This window comes from Enterobacter sp. 241F3, from assembly GCF_034106785.1.
In the GTDB taxonomy this organism is placed as follows: domain Bacteria; phylum Pseudomonadota; class Gammaproteobacteria; order Enterobacterales; family Enterobacteriaceae; genus Enterobacter; species Enterobacter vonholyi.
This window is the reverse complement of sequence record NZ_JAWNDD010000008.1, coordinates 128,487-144,828: the sequence shown is the minus strand read 5'-3', so window position 1 is coordinate 144,828 and position 16,342 is coordinate 128,487. Positions and strand designations below refer to the sequence as shown.

Below are 16,342 nucleotides of genomic sequence, written 5' to 3'. Positions count from 1 at the left end.
TATAGGGAGTTCCCGAACGACCGCAACCGAAAAGTTGCAAAAAAATGACTGACTGCTGCATTCCCCAGCAAAACCCCGCCTTATACCCTTTTATGCACAAAGTTATCCACAATCATGCACGGTTCCCGACGCGATCCCACGAATTGAGCGGTAAGATCAACTATACTAGCGGCAAATACTCTCCTCTGTGCAGGCCGCATCATGACCACACAACGCCTCACCCGTGACTGGCGTCTCCCTACAGCTGGGTTGATGCTTCTGGCAATTCTCTGTGCCGGTTTTACCCTGCACACGCACTGGAACGCCTTTATCCAGTGGTGTCTTGCCACACAAATTACCCTGCACCGTTATCTGGTGATGTATCTGCTGCAGCTTAATAATCACCAGTACAGCGGAGGATTATGGCTGTTAACGGGGGCTTTCCTTTATGGTGTCCTTCACGCCATCGGACCCGGGCACGGAAAATTCATTGTGACAACCTATCTGACTACCAATAAGGAAAGCGAGCTGGCCGCCCGGGTCGTTCCCTTCCTGGGCAGCCTGATGCAGGGCGTCAGCGCCATTCTGTTTGTCTTTATTCTGGCGGTAGGATTTAACCTCGCCTCAGGGGATATTAGTACCAGCCGCTGGTATGTGGAGAAGATCAGCGCAGTGCTTATTGGCGCATTCGGCGCATTTGTCATTTACCAGGCGCTGAAAAGTCTGCGTCCGCGCAGAATGTCTGTCTCTGCAATTAAGCCACTTCATCAGCACGGCGAACACTGTGGCTGCAGCCATCACGGCGTAGGTACAGACCTGACGCAGGGCGACTGGAAAACCCGTCTGGGCGTGATTCTGGCGATTGGCGCACGCCCGTGCAGCGGGGCGATCATGATTCTGATGTTTTCGAACGCGCTGGGCATTGTCACCTGGGGGGTGGCCGCAGTCATGACCATGTCTCTGGGAACCGCCCTCTCTATTGTGGGGCTGTCCCTGGCTGTAAGGTACGCACGCGAACGCACGGTGACCTGGTTCGGAGAAAGCGCCTCATTAAGATGGCTGGTACCGGCAGTCAAAATAGCCGGAGGGATAGTCCTGATCCTGTTCGCGACAGTGCTGTTCCTGACGGTGATCCCCATCAGTGCCAATGGCGACTACATCGCTGCCGGATGCTAATAAAAGAAAACCCGCCGTTGGCGGGTTTATTTATTACTCGTTGATGCGTGGATGCTGATCCACCAGTCGGGAGCGTTTTTTCTGCAGCTCTTCAATCTCGGCGTCAATATCCTCAATCTTCTGCTCTACATTATCGTAGTGCTCACGCAGGATCTCCTTCGCTTCCTGGATATCCGATGCCGCAGGCGTTGCGCCTTTCAGAGGACGATTTGCCGTCTCCTTCATGGTAATACCGGTAATCAAACCAATCACCGCGATCACCATCAGGTAATAAGCAGGCATCATCAGGTTCTGTGTGCTCTCCACCAGCGAGGCGGCAAGCGTTGGGGTCAGACCGGCAATCAGCACCGAGATGTTAAAGGCTGCGGCCAGCGCGCTGTAGCGAATGTGGGTCGGGAACATTGCGGGCAGCGTTGAGGCCATCACCCCGATAAAGCAGTTAAGGATCACCGCCAGCATCAGCAGACCGGCAAAAATCAGCCCCAGCACATCACTGTTAATAAGAATAAATGCCGGGATTGCCAGAGCAAACAGCGCAACGCTTCCCAGAATAATGAACGGTCGACGACCAAAACGGTCGCTCAACAGACCCATAATCGGCTGCACAAACAGCATACCCACCATGATGGCGATAATAATCAGCACACCGTGATCTTCCGAATAGTGCAGGTTATGCGACAGATAGCTCGGCATGTAGGTTAACAGCATGTAGTAGGTCACGTTGGTCGAAATCACCAGACCAATACAGGTCAGCAGGCTGCGCCAGTGCTTAGTGGCAATCTCTTTGAACGATACCTTAGGACCATCCTGCAGCCCTTCGCGGTCACCCTGCTCCAGCTTATCGACGTGCTGCTGGAACGCGGGCGTCTCTTCCAGCGCATGACGCAGGTAGAGGCCAATAATCCCCAGCGGCAATGCCAGGAAGAACGGAATACGCCAGCCCCAGTCGAGGAAGTTATCTTCACCCACCACGGTTGAAATCAGCACCACGACGCCCGCCCCCAGGACAAACCCGGCAATCGAGCCGAAGTCCAGCCAGCTTCCCATAAAACCGCGCTTACGGTCCGGGGAATACTCGGCAACGAAGATCGAGGCACCGGTATATTCACCGCCTACGGAGAAGCCCTGGGCCATCTTACAAATCAGCAGGAGAATGGGTGCCCAAATGCCGATGGTGGCGTAAGACGGTATAAGGCCGATACAGAATGTACTGATCGACATAATAACGATGGTGATAGCAAGGATCTTCTGGCGACCATATTTATCACCGAGCATACCGAAGAACAGACCGCCCAGCGGGCGAATCAGGAAGGGAACGGAGAACGTACCCAGTGCGGCAATCATCTGCAGGCTGGGATCGGCCCCGGGGAAAAACACTTTACCTAACGCATAGGCCACAAAACCGTAGACACCAAAATCGAACCATTCCATCGCATTACCGAGCGAGGCTGCGGTAATCGCTTTACGCAGCTTTGCGTCATCAATAATGGTGACGTCGCGAAGCGTGATGGGTTTAATCTTTTTCCTTCTCAGCATAGCTATCCTCGTTGACTCGGCCCTGTCTGTTTCACAGTCCAGTATGCGTTCTGTGAACCATGGGATCCGCTCCATGCGAATCGCCTTATTCAAGCGTAGCAGGTTTACTTACATTGACGTTTTACATCGATACAACCGAACCTGTTGACGCCTGCCTGGGCAGTTAATGACCTTTTTACCCTACCAGCGTTTATATTTGTGATCAACTTCACATATATTTTTGCGTCTGGTCAACTCAGTCCAATTTTTGTCAAGGAATGCCAATAAGCACTTCCTTACCCTCCCTAAAAAACATCCTCACGCGCGTTTTTATTTCTTTCGTAACAGAAAAACAAACCACGTTAATTCACATCAACTTTACATAAATTTTCATCAAAAGGATCCGGCCTCAAGCTTTACATTGAATATGTGACAAAGATAACTAAAACGATGTTTTATTTTCATTGAATCAATATTCCAATGATCGCATGATAAATCCGAATACAACGTTTTATGTGTTTTCAAAAGAGGCTAATCGCGAGCACACATTTAATTATGTTGCTGGGTCATCGAAAAAAGACGGCAAGCAATAAGAGCAATCAATTGAATTTATTGACTAATTTTTAACACCTATCCCCCGTGCTGCGGGATCCGATGTGAGGTTTGTCTATGAAGATTAAAGCCACGATAGAACGCATTCCTGGCGGTATGATGCTGGTTCCGCTGGTGCTGGGCGCGATCCTGAATACCCTTGCTCCCAATACCGGAGCTTATTTTGGCGGTTTCACTAAAGGCATGATAACGGGCACGGTTCCGATTCTTGCCGTCTGGTTTTTTTGTATCGGCGCGTCCATTAATTTGCGGGCAACGGGTACCGTATTACGGAAATCCGGAACGCTGGTGATAACCAAAATAGCGGTAGCCTGGGCGGCGGCAATGATATGCGCAATGTTCATTCCAGAGAATGGAATTCAGACCGGGTTCTTCGCGGGATTATCGGTCCTGGCAATTGTCTCGGCGATGGACATGACCAACGGCGGATTATACGCCAGCCTGATGAACCAGTACGGAACGAAAGAAGAGTCCGGCGCATTTGTGTTGATGTCACTGGAGTCCGGCCCATTAATGACGATGCTGATCCTGGGGTCTGCTGGCCTGGCCTCGTTTGAACCCCACCACTTTGTCGGCGCGATCCTGCCCTTCCTGGTCGGTTTCGCCCTTGGCAATCTCGATCGCGATCTGCGTGATTTCTTCAGCAAAGCCACGCAGGTGCTGATCCCTTTCTTCGGTTTCGCACTGGGGAACACCATCAACCTGAAGGTCATTCTCGATACAGGCCTGCTGGGCATTGTGCTGGGTGTCGCCGTGATCGTCATCACCGGCATTCCGCTGATTATTGCTGACCGCGTAATCGGAGGAGGAAACGGCACGGCGGGCGTCGCCGCCTCTTCAGCCGCAGGTGCTGCTGTCGCAAACCCGATGATTATTGCTCAGATTAACCCGGCCTTCGAACCGGTCGCTGCTTCAGCGACAGCACTGGTTGCCGCGAGCGTGATTGTCACCGCGATTCTGGTGCCCATCATCACGGCGCTGTATGCGAAGCGCTACGGGAATATGCATGAGACCCAGCCTGAACCGAAGCCAATAGAAGCGAATCATTAACACACCGCACCAGATATCCCCTCTCCCCTCGGGGAGAGGATCGGGGTGATAAGGTATTCATCCAAAAATTTCTTCCACCATCCCGTCCACCAGCCGTTTTGCCGAACAGAGCCGCGGCATGCCCAGCGCGACGGTCTGCCAGTTTTGCGTCACTGACCAGCTCACCGGATGTTGATCCGCCTGACACCAGTCCCCCAGCCAGCCCAGCATATCTTTATGATCGATTAAGCCCGGAGAGGCCGGCGTTGTAAGCCACTGGTGATAGAAATGGCGGGTCGTGGGTGACGCATTGATCCCCTGCGCCAGATAATTAGCCGCCATGCTGCGCAGGTTATCCTTAAGCATTGCCGCCACATCTTCATTCGCGAGGCGGCATGCGTCACCAAATGCCCCCCAGCGCAGCTCTTCCAGGACGATAAAACAGCGCCCGGCCAGCGACCAGCCATCATAATGTCCGGCCCGCCAGCGGGTAAAAATCTGCTCGCTGTGCTCGCCCGCCTGCACCGTCAGCCCGCGCTGGGTTAGCGCCTTCTCTTTCCAGGCGGCGCGTTGGGTAAAATGAGAAGAGAGTTCAGCGTACTGCTGCATCAGTCCGGGGGACTGCTGGGCGCGCGGGTGCGTCTGCTGGCGCAAAGCAATCAGTTTCTCTGCCATCAGCGTCAGCGCGAGATGACCCGGGTCAAGCATGCCGGCCAGTTTTTCCGCCAGCCCCAGGCGCAGCGCCGCATTTTCATTGAGCATACCCGCCATCGCCCAGGGGCGTAGCCGGGTATGCGTCATGATTTCCTGAGTCAAACGCTCACGAAACTGAAGCTGTTGAGGTCCCAGGTGAGGATGACGCGCCGCGTCCACTCCCTGAACCAGATCGACCATAAATTTTGGATTAATACACTCCAGCGTTCGCCCGGGGCCATCCAGTAGTGGTGTTGTCATGGTTGCTCTGCCGCGAATAGAGTTTGAATATCATCGCGTAACAGTCGGGTATCTTCCTGTATCCACGTCGCAGTAGTAATACTTTGCTTCAACAACTGGCAGAGCGCTCGGGTTGAATGCTCATTCTGTTGACGCACTGCGAGGCTATCACGCAAGCTTTCCTGTAACCCGGTCAGGCACAACGAAAATTCTGCAAAGAACGTTGCCATTCCTGCCGTAACAGAGACATCGACCTGCGCGGACAAAGCTTTACGTATTTGTTCACAAAACAGCTCAATATGTTGCTTAAATCTGTCATGTAGCTGCGCAATATCGATAACATAGCGCGTGCGCGTTTCCACATACTCATCCCAGCCCCAGCCCGGATTATTGAGCCAACGAGAGACTGTTTCACGCATGCTGCTCCCGCCTGATGGGGGGCCTGCCTGGCTGTCATCCTGCGCAATCGCATCGTTAAACAGCGCTCGCGTATTGAAGTTAAGCTGGCTTGCCTGAAACGCGGGGAAACTGATCCGCGCCCGAAAACCCGCATGGCTCAGATGCTCTTTAATACGCGTTTCGATGGGGCGCATGGCTTCGTTCAGGGAACGCGCCAGCGTAGATTCAAGCTGGTCGAAGCGTAACGCCAGCTCCCGGCAAATCTTCGTCTGTGCATCCAGCATCACCAGCTCGCAGGAGGAGCGGATTTTACTCAGCGCGATCTGCGCCTGCCCTTCATCTTCCAGAACCAGCTGTTTCAGCTCGTGCAGCTCGTCACCGCGAAGGTTCTGCCGATCGATACCTGCCAAATCAAGAATATGCTGAGCGCTGAACACCTCACCAATCGCCTGGTGAAGCGCAGTTTTTTGGGCTCCCATAAAGTCCGTAGTGGCGTTCAGAGCCTCTTCAACCTCATGTTTCACCTCATCGCTCACCACGCTCTGACGCGTCTGCAGAAGCGCCATGTCCTCTTCCAGACGTGCGATGTTCAGTTCCAGCGCCTCAAAAGCCACCGTCAATCCCTGATAGCGGAAGTCGAGGTACTCCCGGGCATTTTGCGCGTAGTTAAGCAGCTTATGCGAGGCCGAACGCAGCGCGTAAAGCGAAGCATTGGCATAGGCGGCGTAAATCAGTTTGCGTATCGGTTGTTCGAATAGCGAATCTTCCCAGAGCAAATCGGCAGAATGACGAATATGGTCGATATCGTCCAGGTCCGCCGTGCGCCAGCGACGTCCAAGCGCAGCTTCAGCAAAATCCTGCACCCAGGGTTGCTCCTGATGATCCGGCAGTTGTCCGTGCGTACTCATCTCGTAGCGAGCGCGGTTCGCCAGGTAGGCCCACATGGACGAAACGGGGTAGATCTGGCCAGGCGAAATATTGCCTTTCATTAAGGTGCCGGAGATCATCGCCCGGATCTGCTCTTCATCGTCGCTATTGCGATCTTTCTGATCGAATTTATTGACCAGCGCATACAGCGGCACGGATTTTCCCGCCGCAGAAATGGCCTGGCGGACTTCTTCATCAGAGATGGATTTAAGCTGGGTATAATCCATCACGGCCAGCACCGCCGACGCGCGGGACAACTGCTCGCTGAGCATTTTTTGCAGGTGCGGCTGTCCGGCCTCATTCGGCCCGGGCGTATCGAGCAGCGTCAGCTGTCCGAGGTGAGCATCCAGACCCGCAAGATGCACGAACTCCACTTCAATTACCGGGATATGTTCGATAGCCGCATACTCAGAGAACGGAAACTCTACACCTAATGCCTGGGAAAGCCTCACCAAGTCGTTGAGACTTTTCAGACAGTGAAATATCGGCTGTGCGCCCAGGTGATGCTTCTCAAACGCTTCCCCTTTTTCAATGCGCTCCAGCAGCGTATTCATGTCTTTATCAATTTCCAGACGCTGAGCCAGCTTCCCGCGGTCGTAATCGCATAGCTTTTTCTGGAGCAGTTGGATCAATTCATCAATGGGCGAGGCATGCGAGAAATGCAGCACCGGCTCCTTCTGACCCGGCGTGTGGCGAATCAGGGTAGGAAGTGCCGTCATCGGACGATTGCGATTCGGCAACACTTCGGTCCCCACAATCGCATTAATGGTGGTTGATTTTCCCGCCTTCATGGTGCCCACAATGGCCAGGACCATTTCCAGCCGGGTTATTTTTCGTAATTCATTATTCAGCATCGCCTGCTGCGCTTCGACGCCGCGCGCGCTAAAATGCAAAGGTAAAACGTTGTTCTTTTCACCCGTAATAGCAGCCGCGGTGCTCTCCAGCATCGCAGTCGGCATTGATTTCAACGTATCAAGATTTTGCAGGGCGAGCTGTAGCAAACGTTCAGCTTCCTGGCTTAATTCAAAAATGGTCTGTGTGTGCATGATAAAAGCCTTTCCTTAACGCAAATTTATTACTTTTATTAAGCCACTGGTATTAATTATGTTGTTCAGGCTTATATGATTACGTGTGGAAAACATGTTCGCCGAAATATAACTGATTGATGATAATCAGAAATAATTCACTATCCTTGCATGGCGTGTATAGCTTCCCTCCTGGCCTGACAGCCAAAAGAAAAAAAGCGTAGCCCATTTTTAAGAAACTTCAGGATATATCATCATTATTTCCCCCCTAAAAAGAGAGGTAATACCCCACTGCCATAAGATATGTAGAGCAGCGAAGTCCAGAGATAAATAACAATGTGTCGCTTCACCTTATCCGAAATGAAGGAACGTAGCAATTTGCCGCAATAAAATATTCGATATATTTAGCGTCATTTCTTCCCACCGTGTTAATGAGGTAAGCATCGCTTAACTGACTGACAGGAAGTGTCACTCCCGATACGTTTTTTGCATTTTTTTAATTCACAATGTCACCGACAAACGTGTGGATTTGCGCTATACTTGCCGCCTTTTTCGGCACGCTGCCGTCATTTAGCTGGCACTTTCCAGCGCGTTTACACTTTTTGAGGATACCGATATGTCACTCCCACACTGCCCAAAATGCAATTCTGAATACACCTATGAAGATAATGGCATGTTCATCTGCCCGGAATGCGCTCATGAATGGAATGATGCCGAACCATCAAACGATGCTGATGCACTTGTCGTCAAAGATGCGAACGGCAATCTGCTGGCGGACGGCGACAGCGTCACCGTGATTAAAGATCTGAAAGTGAAAGGCAGCTCTTCCATGCTGAAGATCGGCACCAAAGTGAAGAATATCCGTCTGGTTGAAGGCGATCATAATATCGACTGCAAAATTGACGGCTTCGGTCCGATGAAGCTGAAATCAGAGTTTGTGAAAAAGAACTGATTTACCCGCCCGGTGGCGCTTCGCTTACCGGGCTTTCGGGCACTACACTTAACGGGCTTATCTTACGTGAGGTAAAGATTATGCCGTTAAGTCCCTACATCTCTTTTGCCGGCAACTGCGCTGAGGCCACCGCCTTTTACCAGCAAGCCGTCGGCGCAGAACTTCTCTATAAAATCACCTTCGGTGAAATGCCAAAAAGCGATAACAGCGAAGAAGGCTGTCCGTCCGGTATGCAATTTCCGGATTCGGCTATCGCCCACTCCAACGTCCGCATTGCGGGCAGCGATATCATGATGAGCGACGGGATGCCGCCCGGCAGCAACGCACAGTACGCGGGTTTTACGCTGGTGCTTGACACCCAGGACGTCCATGAAGGCAAACGCTGGTTCGACAACCTCGCCGCGGGCGGGAACATCGACATGGCCTGGCAGGAAACCTTCTGGGCACATGGTTTTGGTAGAGTCACCGATAAGTACGGCGTGCCGTGGATGATTAACGTCGTTAAGCAACAAACGTCGTAGGCAGGACACGCGCAGCGCAGCCAGCAAAAGCGCGCGGTGGCGCTGCGCTTACCGGGCCTACAGTAACTGTCATCGCTTTCACTTCAACTCTTCAAACTCCCGCAACCTGCACTTAACCCAAATGTCATATTGATGCGCCAGCATGAGGCCACATTTATCGTGAGGCCCAGCACATGCAAACCGTCATCCGCGTCGAGAAACTGAGCAAGACCTTCAATCACAACAAGGCTCTGCATGCCGTTGATCTGACCGTCCGGCAGGGCGACATGGTGGCGCTTCTCGGGCCTTCTGGCTCGGGTAAATCTACCCTTCTGCGCCATTTGAGCGGGCTTATCACCGGTGATAAAACGCCGGAAAGCCACGTCGAGCTGCTGGGTAATACCGTACAGCGCGCCGGGCGTCTGGCGAGCGATATCCGCAAGAGCCGCGCCCAGACGGGCTACATCTTCCAGCAGTTCAACCTGGTAAACCGCCTGACGGTGCTGGAGAACGTGCTGATTGGCGCGCTCGGCAGCACCCCGTTCTGGCGCACCTGTCTGCGCTGGTTCTCCCCTTCCCAGAAGCAGGAAGCCTTGCAGGCGCTGACCCGCGTCGGCATGGCGCACTTCGCCCACCAGCGCGTCTCCACCCTGTCCGGTGGGCAACAGCAGCGCGTGGCGATTGCGCGCGCGCTGATGCAGAAAGCGCAAATCATTCTTGCTGACGAACCCATCGCCTCGCTGGACCCGGAGTCCGCCCGCATCGTGATGGAGACCCTGCGCGACATTAACCAGAACGACGGCATCACCGTGGTGGTCACGCTGCATCAGGTGGATTACGCCCTGCGCTACTGCGAGCGCATCGTCGCCCTGCGTCAGGGGCACGTGTTCTTTGATGGCGCGAGCCATCAGTTTGATAACGAACGTTTTGACCATCTCTACCGCAGCATTAACCGCGTCGAAGAGAACGCGCAGGCTGCTTAATTAAACCCGATCCGAGGAAAGTACATGAGCTACAAAGCCGTTGCCGCGCTGGCCTTTACCAGCATGTTCAGCATCAGCACCCTGTTAAGCCCAGCGTATGCGGAAGAGCAGGAAAAAGCGCTGAACTTCGGCATTATTTCGACGGAATCACAGCAGAACCTGAAGCCTCAGTGGGAACCGTTCCTGAAAGATATGGAAACCAAACTGGGGATCAAAGTGAACGCCTTCTTCGCCCCGGACTATGCGGGCATCATCCAGGGGATGCGCTTTAATAAAGTGGACATCGCCTGGTACGGCAACCTCTCCGCCATGGAAGCGGTGGACCGAGCGAACGGCCAGGTCTTTGCCCAGACCGTCGCGGCCGATGGCTCCCCTGGCTACTGGAGCGTGCTGATCGTCAACAAAGACAGCCCGATCAACAACCTCAATGACATGCTCGCCAAACGCAAAGAGCTGACCTTCGGCAACGGCGACCCGAACTCTACCTCCGGCTACCTTGTCCCTGGCTACTACGTCTTCGCCAAAAACAACGCCTCCGCCAGCGACTTCAAGCGCACCGTAAACGCCAGCCATGAAACCAACGCGCTGGCCGTGGCCAACAAGCAGGTGGACGTTGCCACCAACAACACTGAGAACCTCGACAAGCTGAAAACCTCAGCGCCGGACAAGCTTAAAGAGATCAAGGTTATCTGGAAATCGCCGCTGATCCCGGGCGACCCGATCGTGTGGCGTAAAAACCTGTCCGAAAGCACCAAGGACAAGGTGTACGACTTCTTTATGACCTATGGCAAAACGCCGGAAGAGAAAGCGGTTCTCGAACGTCTGGGCTGGGCACCGTTCCGCCCGTCAAGCGACCTGCAGCTGGTTCCGATTCGCCAGCTGGCGCTGTTTAAAGAGATGCAGGGCGTCAAGGACAACAAGGGACTGAAGGACGAGGAAAAGACCAGCAAAGTGGCCGAGATTCAGGCCCAGCTTGAAGACCTCGACCGCCTGACCGCCGCGCTCGGCGCGATGACCAGCGTGAATAAAGCGGTGCAGTAACTTTGTCCCCTCTCCCTTGAGGGAGAGGGAGAACAGATTAAGGAGCCAACATGCAAACCATCACTCTCCCGCCGCCAAAGCGCAGCTGGTTCTCGCTCATAAGCTGGGCCATCCTGCTGGCGGTGCTGGTTATCTCCTGGAAGGGCGCGGAAATGGATCCGCTGCTGCTCTTCAAAGACGCGGGCAACATGGCGACCTTCGCCGCCGACTTCTTCCCGCCGGACTTCAGCCAGTGGCAGGACTACCTCAGCGAAATGGCGGTCACCCTGCAAATCGCCGTCTGGGGCACCGCGCTTGCCGTCATTCTCTCCGTTCCGTTTGGCCTGATGAGCGCCGAAAACATCGTGCCGTGGTGGGTATACCAACCCATGCGCCGCCTGATGGACGCCTGCCGCGCCATCAACGAAATGGTCTTTGCGATGCTGTTCGTGGTCGCCGTCGGCCTGGGTCCGTTCGCGGGCGTCATGGCGCTGTTCATCCACACCACCGGCGTGCTCTCCAAGCTGCTCTCCGAGGCGGTCGAAGCCATTGAACCCGGTCCGGTGGAAGGCATCCGCGCCACGGGTGCCAATAAAATCGAAGAGATCCTCTACGGCGTTCTGCCTCAGGTGATGCCGCTGCTGATCTCCTACTCCCTGTACCGCTTTGAGTCCAACGTCCGCTCCGCCACCGTGGTCGGCATGGTCGGCGCAGGCGGGATTGGCGTCACCCTGTGGGAAGCGATTCGCGGTTTCCAGTTCCAGCAAACCTGCGCCCTGATGGCGCTCATCATCGTCACCGTCAGCCTGCTGGATTTCCTCTCTCAACGTTTGCGTAAGCACTTCATCTGAGAAGCGAGGCTTTGTTTTCTATGCACTTATCCAGACATCCGACCAGTTACCCCACCCGATGGCAAGAGATTGCGGCAAAGCTCGAAGTGGAGCTGCGCACGCACTACCGCTGCGGAGACTACCTCCCTGCCGAGCAGCAGCTTGCCGACCGCTATGAAGTCAATCGCCATACCCTCCGCCGCGCCATTGACCAGCTGGTCGAGCGCGGCTGGGTGCAGCGCCGTCAGGGCGTGGGCGTGCTGGTGCTGATGCGCCCGTTCGACTACCCGCTGAACGCCCAGGCGCGCTTTAGCCAGAACCTGCTGGATCAGGGCAGCCATCCGACCAGCGAAAAGCTGCTCTCGGTATTAAGACCGGCCTCCAGCCACGTGGCGGACGCGCTGGGTATTCAGGAGGGCGACAACGTCATCCACCTGCGCACGCTGCGCCGCGTCAACGGCGTGGCGGTGTGCCAGATCGATCACTACTTCGCGGACCTCACCCTCTGGCCGGTGCTGCAGAATTTCTCCAGCGGATCGCTGCATGATTTTCTCCAGAATGCGACAGGCATTGCGCTGAAACGCACCCAGACGCGCATCAGCGCCCGCCGCGCGCAGGCGAAAGAGAGCAAAGTACTCGAAATTCCCAATATGGCCCCGCTGCTCTGCGTGCGCACCCTCAACCACCGTGACGGCGAGATCGACGCGACGGAATACTCAGTCAGCCTGACCCGCGCCGACATGATCGAATTCACCATGGAGCACTGAATGCACTTCGACACCGCCACCCGACAGCGCTGGATGCGCGTGCTGGCCCACAGCCAGCCTGCTGCGCTGGCTGCCCGCATGAACGCGCTCAGCCTGACGCCAGACTACGACACCCTTCGCGCACCGGAGATCGGCCTCGTTCAGATCCAGGCGCGCATGGGCGGCACCGGCGAGCGCTTCTTCGCCGGAGATGCCACCCTCACCCGCGCAGCGATCCGCCTGCACAGCGGCACGCTGGGCTACGGCTACGTGCTGGGGCGTGAAAAAGCGCACGCCGAGCGCTGCGCGGTCATCGACGCGCTTTTACAGGAACAACCGCATTTCCAGACGCTGATGGAAACCCTTATTTCCCCGCTGGAGGCCGACCGCGCCGCACGTCTTGTCGCGCGTCAGGCCGAAGTGAATACCAGCCGGGTCGACTTCTTTACGCTCGTTCGCGGAGACAACGCATGACGCTTCAACCCGCTTTTACCCTGGCCGTTCAGGATGCCCAACACAGTTTTCGTCGCCTGCTGAAAGCCATGAGCGAGCCGGGCGTGATTGTCTCGCTGCACCAGCTCTCTCAGGGCTGGCTGCCGCTGAACCTTGCGACCACCAGCGTGCTGCTGACCCTGGCCGACAACGATACCCCGGTATGGCTTTCGGGCGCCCTGTCTAACGATATCGCCAGCCAGAATCTGCGTTTTCACACCGGCGCCCCGCTGGTTGAACAGCCGCAGCAGGCAATCTTTGCCGTGGCCGACGAACAAATCAGTCATGAACAGCTGAATGCCCTGAGCGAAGGCTCCGCCGTCGCTCCGGAAACCAGCGCCACGCTGATTTTGCAGGTCACCAGCCTGAGCGGCGGCCGCATGCTGCGCCTGACGGGGGCAGGCATCGCCGATGAGCGCATGGTTGCGCCGCAGCTGCCGGAGTGCATCATTCACGAGCTGACCGAGCGCCCGCACCCGTTCCCGCTGGGCATTGACCTGATCCTGACCTGCGGCGAGCGCCTGCTGGCCATCCCGCGGACCACCCACGTGGAGGTGTGCTGATGTACGTTGCCGTCAAAGGGGGCGAGAAGGCTATCGCCGCCGCCCATGCGCTGCAGGCGCACAAACGACGGGGCGATGAACAGCTCCCTGAGCTGAGCGTGGCCCAAATCGAGCAGCAGCTAAACCTCGCCGTCGACCGGGTGATGACCGAAGGCGGCATCGCCGACCGCGAGCTGGCGGCGCTGGCCCTGAAGCAGGCCAGCGGCGATAACGTGGAAGCGATCTTCCTGTTGCGCGCTTACCGCACCACGCTTGCCAAACTGGCGGTAAGCGAGCCGGTGAACACGGCGGAGATGCGCCTGGAACGCCGCATTTCTGCCGTTTATAAAGACATTCCCGGCGGCCAGCTGCTTGGCCCCACGTACGACTACACCCACCGCCTGCTGGATTTTACCCTGCTGGCGAACGGCGAAGCGCCGACGCTCAGCACCTCCGATGCCGAACAGGAACCGTCTCCGCACGTCTTCAGCCTGCTGGCAAAACAGGGCCTGGCGAAGGCGGAAGAAGATTCTGGCGCGCAGCCGGATGACATCACCCGCACGCCGCCGGTTTACCCGTGCTCGCGCTCGTCTCGCCTGCAGCAGCTGATGCGCGGCGACGAAGGCTATCTGCTGGCGCTAGCCTACTCCACCCAGCGCGGCTACGGGCGCAACCACCCGTTTGCCGCCGAAATTCGCAGCGGCTATATCGACGTCGAAATCGTGCCGGAAGAGCTGGGTTTTGCTGTGAACGTCGGCGAACTGCTGATGACCGAATGCGAAATGGTGAACGGTTTTGTCGCGCCTGAAAATGAAGACCCGCACTTTACCCGCGGCTACGGGCTGGTATTCGGCCTCGGCGAGCGCAAGGCCATGGCCATGGCGCTGGTCGACCGCGCCCTGCAGGCACCCGACTACGGCGAGCACGTTGCAGGCCCGGCGCAGGACGAAGAGTTTGTGCTGGCCCACGCGGATAACGTCGAAGCTGCGGGCTTCGTCTCGCACCTCAAGCTGCCGCACTACGTCGATTTCCAGGCCGAACTGGAACTGCTGAAACGCCTGCAACGGGAGCGCAAACATGGCTAACTTAAGCGGCTACAACTTTGCCTATCTGGATGAGCAAACCAAACGCATGATCCGCCGAGCGATACTTAAAGCGGTGGCGATTCCGGGCTATCAGGTGCCCTTCGGCGGCCGCGAAATGCCGATGCCCTACGGCTGGGGCACGGGCGGCATTCAGATTACCGCCAGCGTGATCGGCGAGGCGGACGTACTGAAGGTCATCGACCAGGGCGCCGACGACACCACCAACGCCGTATCGATCCGCAGCTTCTTTCAGCGGGTAACGGGCGTCGCGACCACGGAAAAAACCGAAGACGCGACGCTGATCCAGACCCGCCACCGCATTCCGGAAACCCCGCTCGCTGAAGATCAGATTCTGATTTTCCAGGTGCCGATTCCGGAGCCGCTGCGCTTTATCGAGCCGCGCGAAACTGAAACCCGCACCATGCACGCGCTGGAAGAGTACGGCGTGATGCAGGTGAAGCTGTATGAGGATATCGCCCGCTTCGGCCATATCGCCACCACCTACGCCTACCCGGTGAAGGTGAACGGGCGCTACGTGATGGACCCGTCGCCAATCCCAAAATTCGATAACCCGAAGATGGACATGATGCCGGCCCTGCAGCTTTTCGGCGCCGGGCGCGAAAAACGCATCTACGCCGTTCCGCCTTACACCCGCGTGGAAAGCCTGGATTTCGACGATCACCCGTTTACGGTGCAGGAGTGGGACGAGCCGTGCGCCATCTGCGGATCCAAACACAGCTATCTGGATGAAGTGGTGCTGGATGACACGGGCAAACGGATGTTTGTCTGCTCCGACACCGATTTTTGCCGCCAACAGAGCGAGGCGAACGGCCAATGAAACCGCTGCTTTCGGTTAATAACCTGACCCACCTGTATGCTCCGGGCAAAGGCTTTAGCGACGTGTCGTTCGAGCTGTGGCCGGGCGAAGTGCTGGGCATTGTCGGCGAGTCTGGCTCCGGCAAAACCACCCTGCTGAAATCCATCTCCGCGCGCCTGACGCCGCAACACGGCGAGATACTCTACCAGGGACACTCCCTCTACGGCATGAGCGAGGCCGAGCGCCGCCGCCTGCTGCGCACCGAGTGGGGCGTGATGCATCAGCACCCGATGGACGGCCTGCGCCGTCAGGTCTCTGCAGGGGGCAATATTGGCGAACGCCTGATGGCCACCGGCGCGCGCCACTACGGCAATATCCGCGCCACCGCCCAGCACTGGCTTGAAGAGGTGGAAATCCCCGCCTCGCGCATCGACGACCTGCCGACGACCTTCTCCGGTGGGATGCAGCAGCGCCTGCAGATTGCCCGCAACCTGGTCACCCATCCGAAGCTGGTGTTTATGGATGAACCCACCGGCGGGCTGGACGTCTCGGTGCAGGCGCGCCTGCTCGACCTGCTGCGCGGCCTGGTGGTGGAACTGAACCTTGCGGTGGTGATTGTCACCCACGATCTGGGCGTGGCGCGCCTGCTGGCGGACCGTCTGCTGGTGATGAAGCAGGGCCAGGTGGTGGAAAGTGGGTTAACTGACCGCGTGCTCGACGATCCCCACCATCCCTATACCCAGCTGCTGGTGTCGTCCGTGTTGCAGAACTAAGAGGCCA

Annotated in this window: 16 protein-coding genes; 13 read left to right on the top strand and 3 right to left on the bottom strand. The window is 56.5% G+C overall.

Annotation, left to right across the window (positions count from 1 at the left end):
- Nucleotides 1-201 precede the first annotated feature (201 nt).
- Nucleotides 202-1,155, top strand: coding sequence for a nickel/cobalt transporter (locus tag UR504_RS18780; protein ID WP_115876882.1), 954 nt, complete (start codon nt 202-204; stop codon nt 1,153-1,155).
- 33 nt (nt 1,156-1,188) lie between these two features.
- Here the strand turns inward: UR504_RS18780 and proP are convergent, their stop codons facing one another.
- Nucleotides 1,189-2,691, bottom strand: a complete 1,503-nt coding sequence (gene proP, locus UR504_RS18775; protein ID WP_023334221.1) for a glycine betaine/L-proline transporter ProP — start codon at nt 2,689-2,691, stop codon at nt 1,189-1,191.
- Nucleotides 2,692-3,339: 648 nt separating this feature from the next.
- Between proP and kdgT the strand changes: the two genes are divergently transcribed.
- Nucleotides 3,340-4,332, top strand: a complete 993-nt coding sequence (gene kdgT, locus UR504_RS18770; protein WP_302237827.1) for a 2-keto-3-deoxygluconate transporter — start codon at nt 3,340-3,342, stop codon at nt 4,330-4,332.
- Nucleotides 4,333-4,389: 57 nt separating this feature from the next.
- On the opposite strand, the gene UR504_RS18765 is transcribed toward kdgT, so the two are convergent.
- A complete protein-coding gene (locus UR504_RS18765; RefSeq protein WP_111964169.1) occupies nt 4,390-5,265 on the bottom strand; it encodes a diguanylate cyclase regulator RdcB family protein in 876 nt (291 codons plus the stop codon).
- Nucleotides 5,262-7,616: a clamp-binding protein CrfC gene (gene crfC, locus UR504_RS18760; protein WP_302237831.1), complete on the bottom strand. Its 2,355-nt coding sequence runs from the start codon at nt 7,614-7,616 to the stop codon at nt 5,262-5,264. Before crfC ends, UR504_RS18765 begins: the two co-directional genes overlap by 4 nt.
- A gap of 595 nt (nt 7,617-8,211) precedes the next feature.
- Between crfC and UR504_RS18755 the strand changes: the two genes are divergently transcribed.
- The 11 genes from UR504_RS18755 to phnK all read left to right on the top strand — a co-directional run bounded on the left by UR504_RS18755 (nt 8,212) and on the right by phnK (nt 16,335).
- Nucleotides 8,212-8,547, top strand: a complete 336-nt coding sequence (locus UR504_RS18755; RefSeq protein WP_111964171.1) for a zinc ribbon domain-containing protein YjdM — start codon at nt 8,212-8,214, stop codon at nt 8,545-8,547.
- 80 nt (nt 8,548-8,627) lie between these two features.
- Nucleotides 8,628-9,068, top strand: a complete 441-nt coding sequence (yjdN, locus tag UR504_RS18750; RefSeq protein ID WP_115876885.1) for a VOC family metalloprotein YjdN — start codon at nt 8,628-8,630, stop codon at nt 9,066-9,068.
- 173 nt (nt 9,069-9,241) lie between these two features.
- Entirely contained in the window at nt 9,242-10,030 is a 789-nt protein-coding gene (gene phnC / locus UR504_RS18745) for a phosphonate ABC transporter ATP-binding protein (protein WP_136196026.1), read from the top strand.
- Between the two features lie 24 nt (nt 10,031-10,054).
- Nucleotides 10,055-11,071, top strand: a complete 1,017-nt coding sequence (gene phnD, locus UR504_RS18740) for a phosphonate ABC transporter substrate-binding protein (RefSeq protein WP_271369625.1) — start codon at nt 10,055-10,057, stop codon at nt 11,069-11,071.
- 50 nt (nt 11,072-11,121) lie between these two features.
- Complete coding sequence (gene phnE / locus UR504_RS18735; RefSeq protein ID WP_274241803.1) at nt 11,122-11,901, top strand: phosphonate ABC transporter, permease protein PhnE; 780 nt, start codon at nt 11,122-11,124, stop codon at nt 11,899-11,901.
- A 20-nt stretch (nt 11,902-11,921) separates the two neighbouring features.
- Complete coding sequence (gene phnF, locus UR504_RS18730; protein ID WP_023326523.1) at nt 11,922-12,647, top strand: phosphonate metabolism transcriptional regulator PhnF; 726 nt, start codon at nt 11,922-11,924, stop codon at nt 12,645-12,647.
- Complete coding sequence (phnG, locus tag UR504_RS18725) at nt 12,648-13,100, top strand: phosphonate C-P lyase system protein PhnG (RefSeq protein WP_302237842.1); 453 nt, start codon at nt 12,648-12,650, stop codon at nt 13,098-13,100.
- Nucleotides 13,097-13,681, top strand: coding sequence for a phosphonate C-P lyase system protein PhnH (gene phnH / locus UR504_RS18720; RefSeq protein WP_127729318.1), 585 nt, complete (start codon nt 13,097-13,099; stop codon nt 13,679-13,681). The genes phnG and phnH overlap by 4 nt, the downstream gene beginning before the upstream one ends.
- Nucleotides 13,681-14,745 carry a carbon-phosphorus lyase complex subunit PhnI gene (locus tag UR504_RS18715; protein ID WP_302237844.1) on the top strand — a complete coding sequence of 355 codons (1,065 nt, stop codon included), beginning with the start codon at nt 13,681-13,683 and terminating at the stop codon, nt 14,743-14,745. The genes phnH and UR504_RS18715 overlap by 1 nt, the downstream gene beginning before the upstream one ends.
- Complete coding sequence (locus tag UR504_RS18710; RefSeq protein WP_048990321.1) at nt 14,738-15,583, top strand: alpha-D-ribose 1-methylphosphonate 5-phosphate C-P-lyase PhnJ; 846 nt, start codon at nt 14,738-14,740, stop codon at nt 15,581-15,583. The genes UR504_RS18715 and UR504_RS18710 overlap by 8 nt, the downstream gene beginning before the upstream one ends.
- Nucleotides 15,580-16,335, top strand: a complete 756-nt coding sequence (gene phnK / locus UR504_RS18705; protein ID WP_302237847.1) for a phosphonate C-P lyase system protein PhnK — start codon at nt 15,580-15,582, stop codon at nt 16,333-16,335. Before UR504_RS18710 ends, phnK begins: the two co-directional genes overlap by 4 nt.
- The last annotated feature ends 7 nt before the right edge of the window (nt 16,336-16,342 follow it).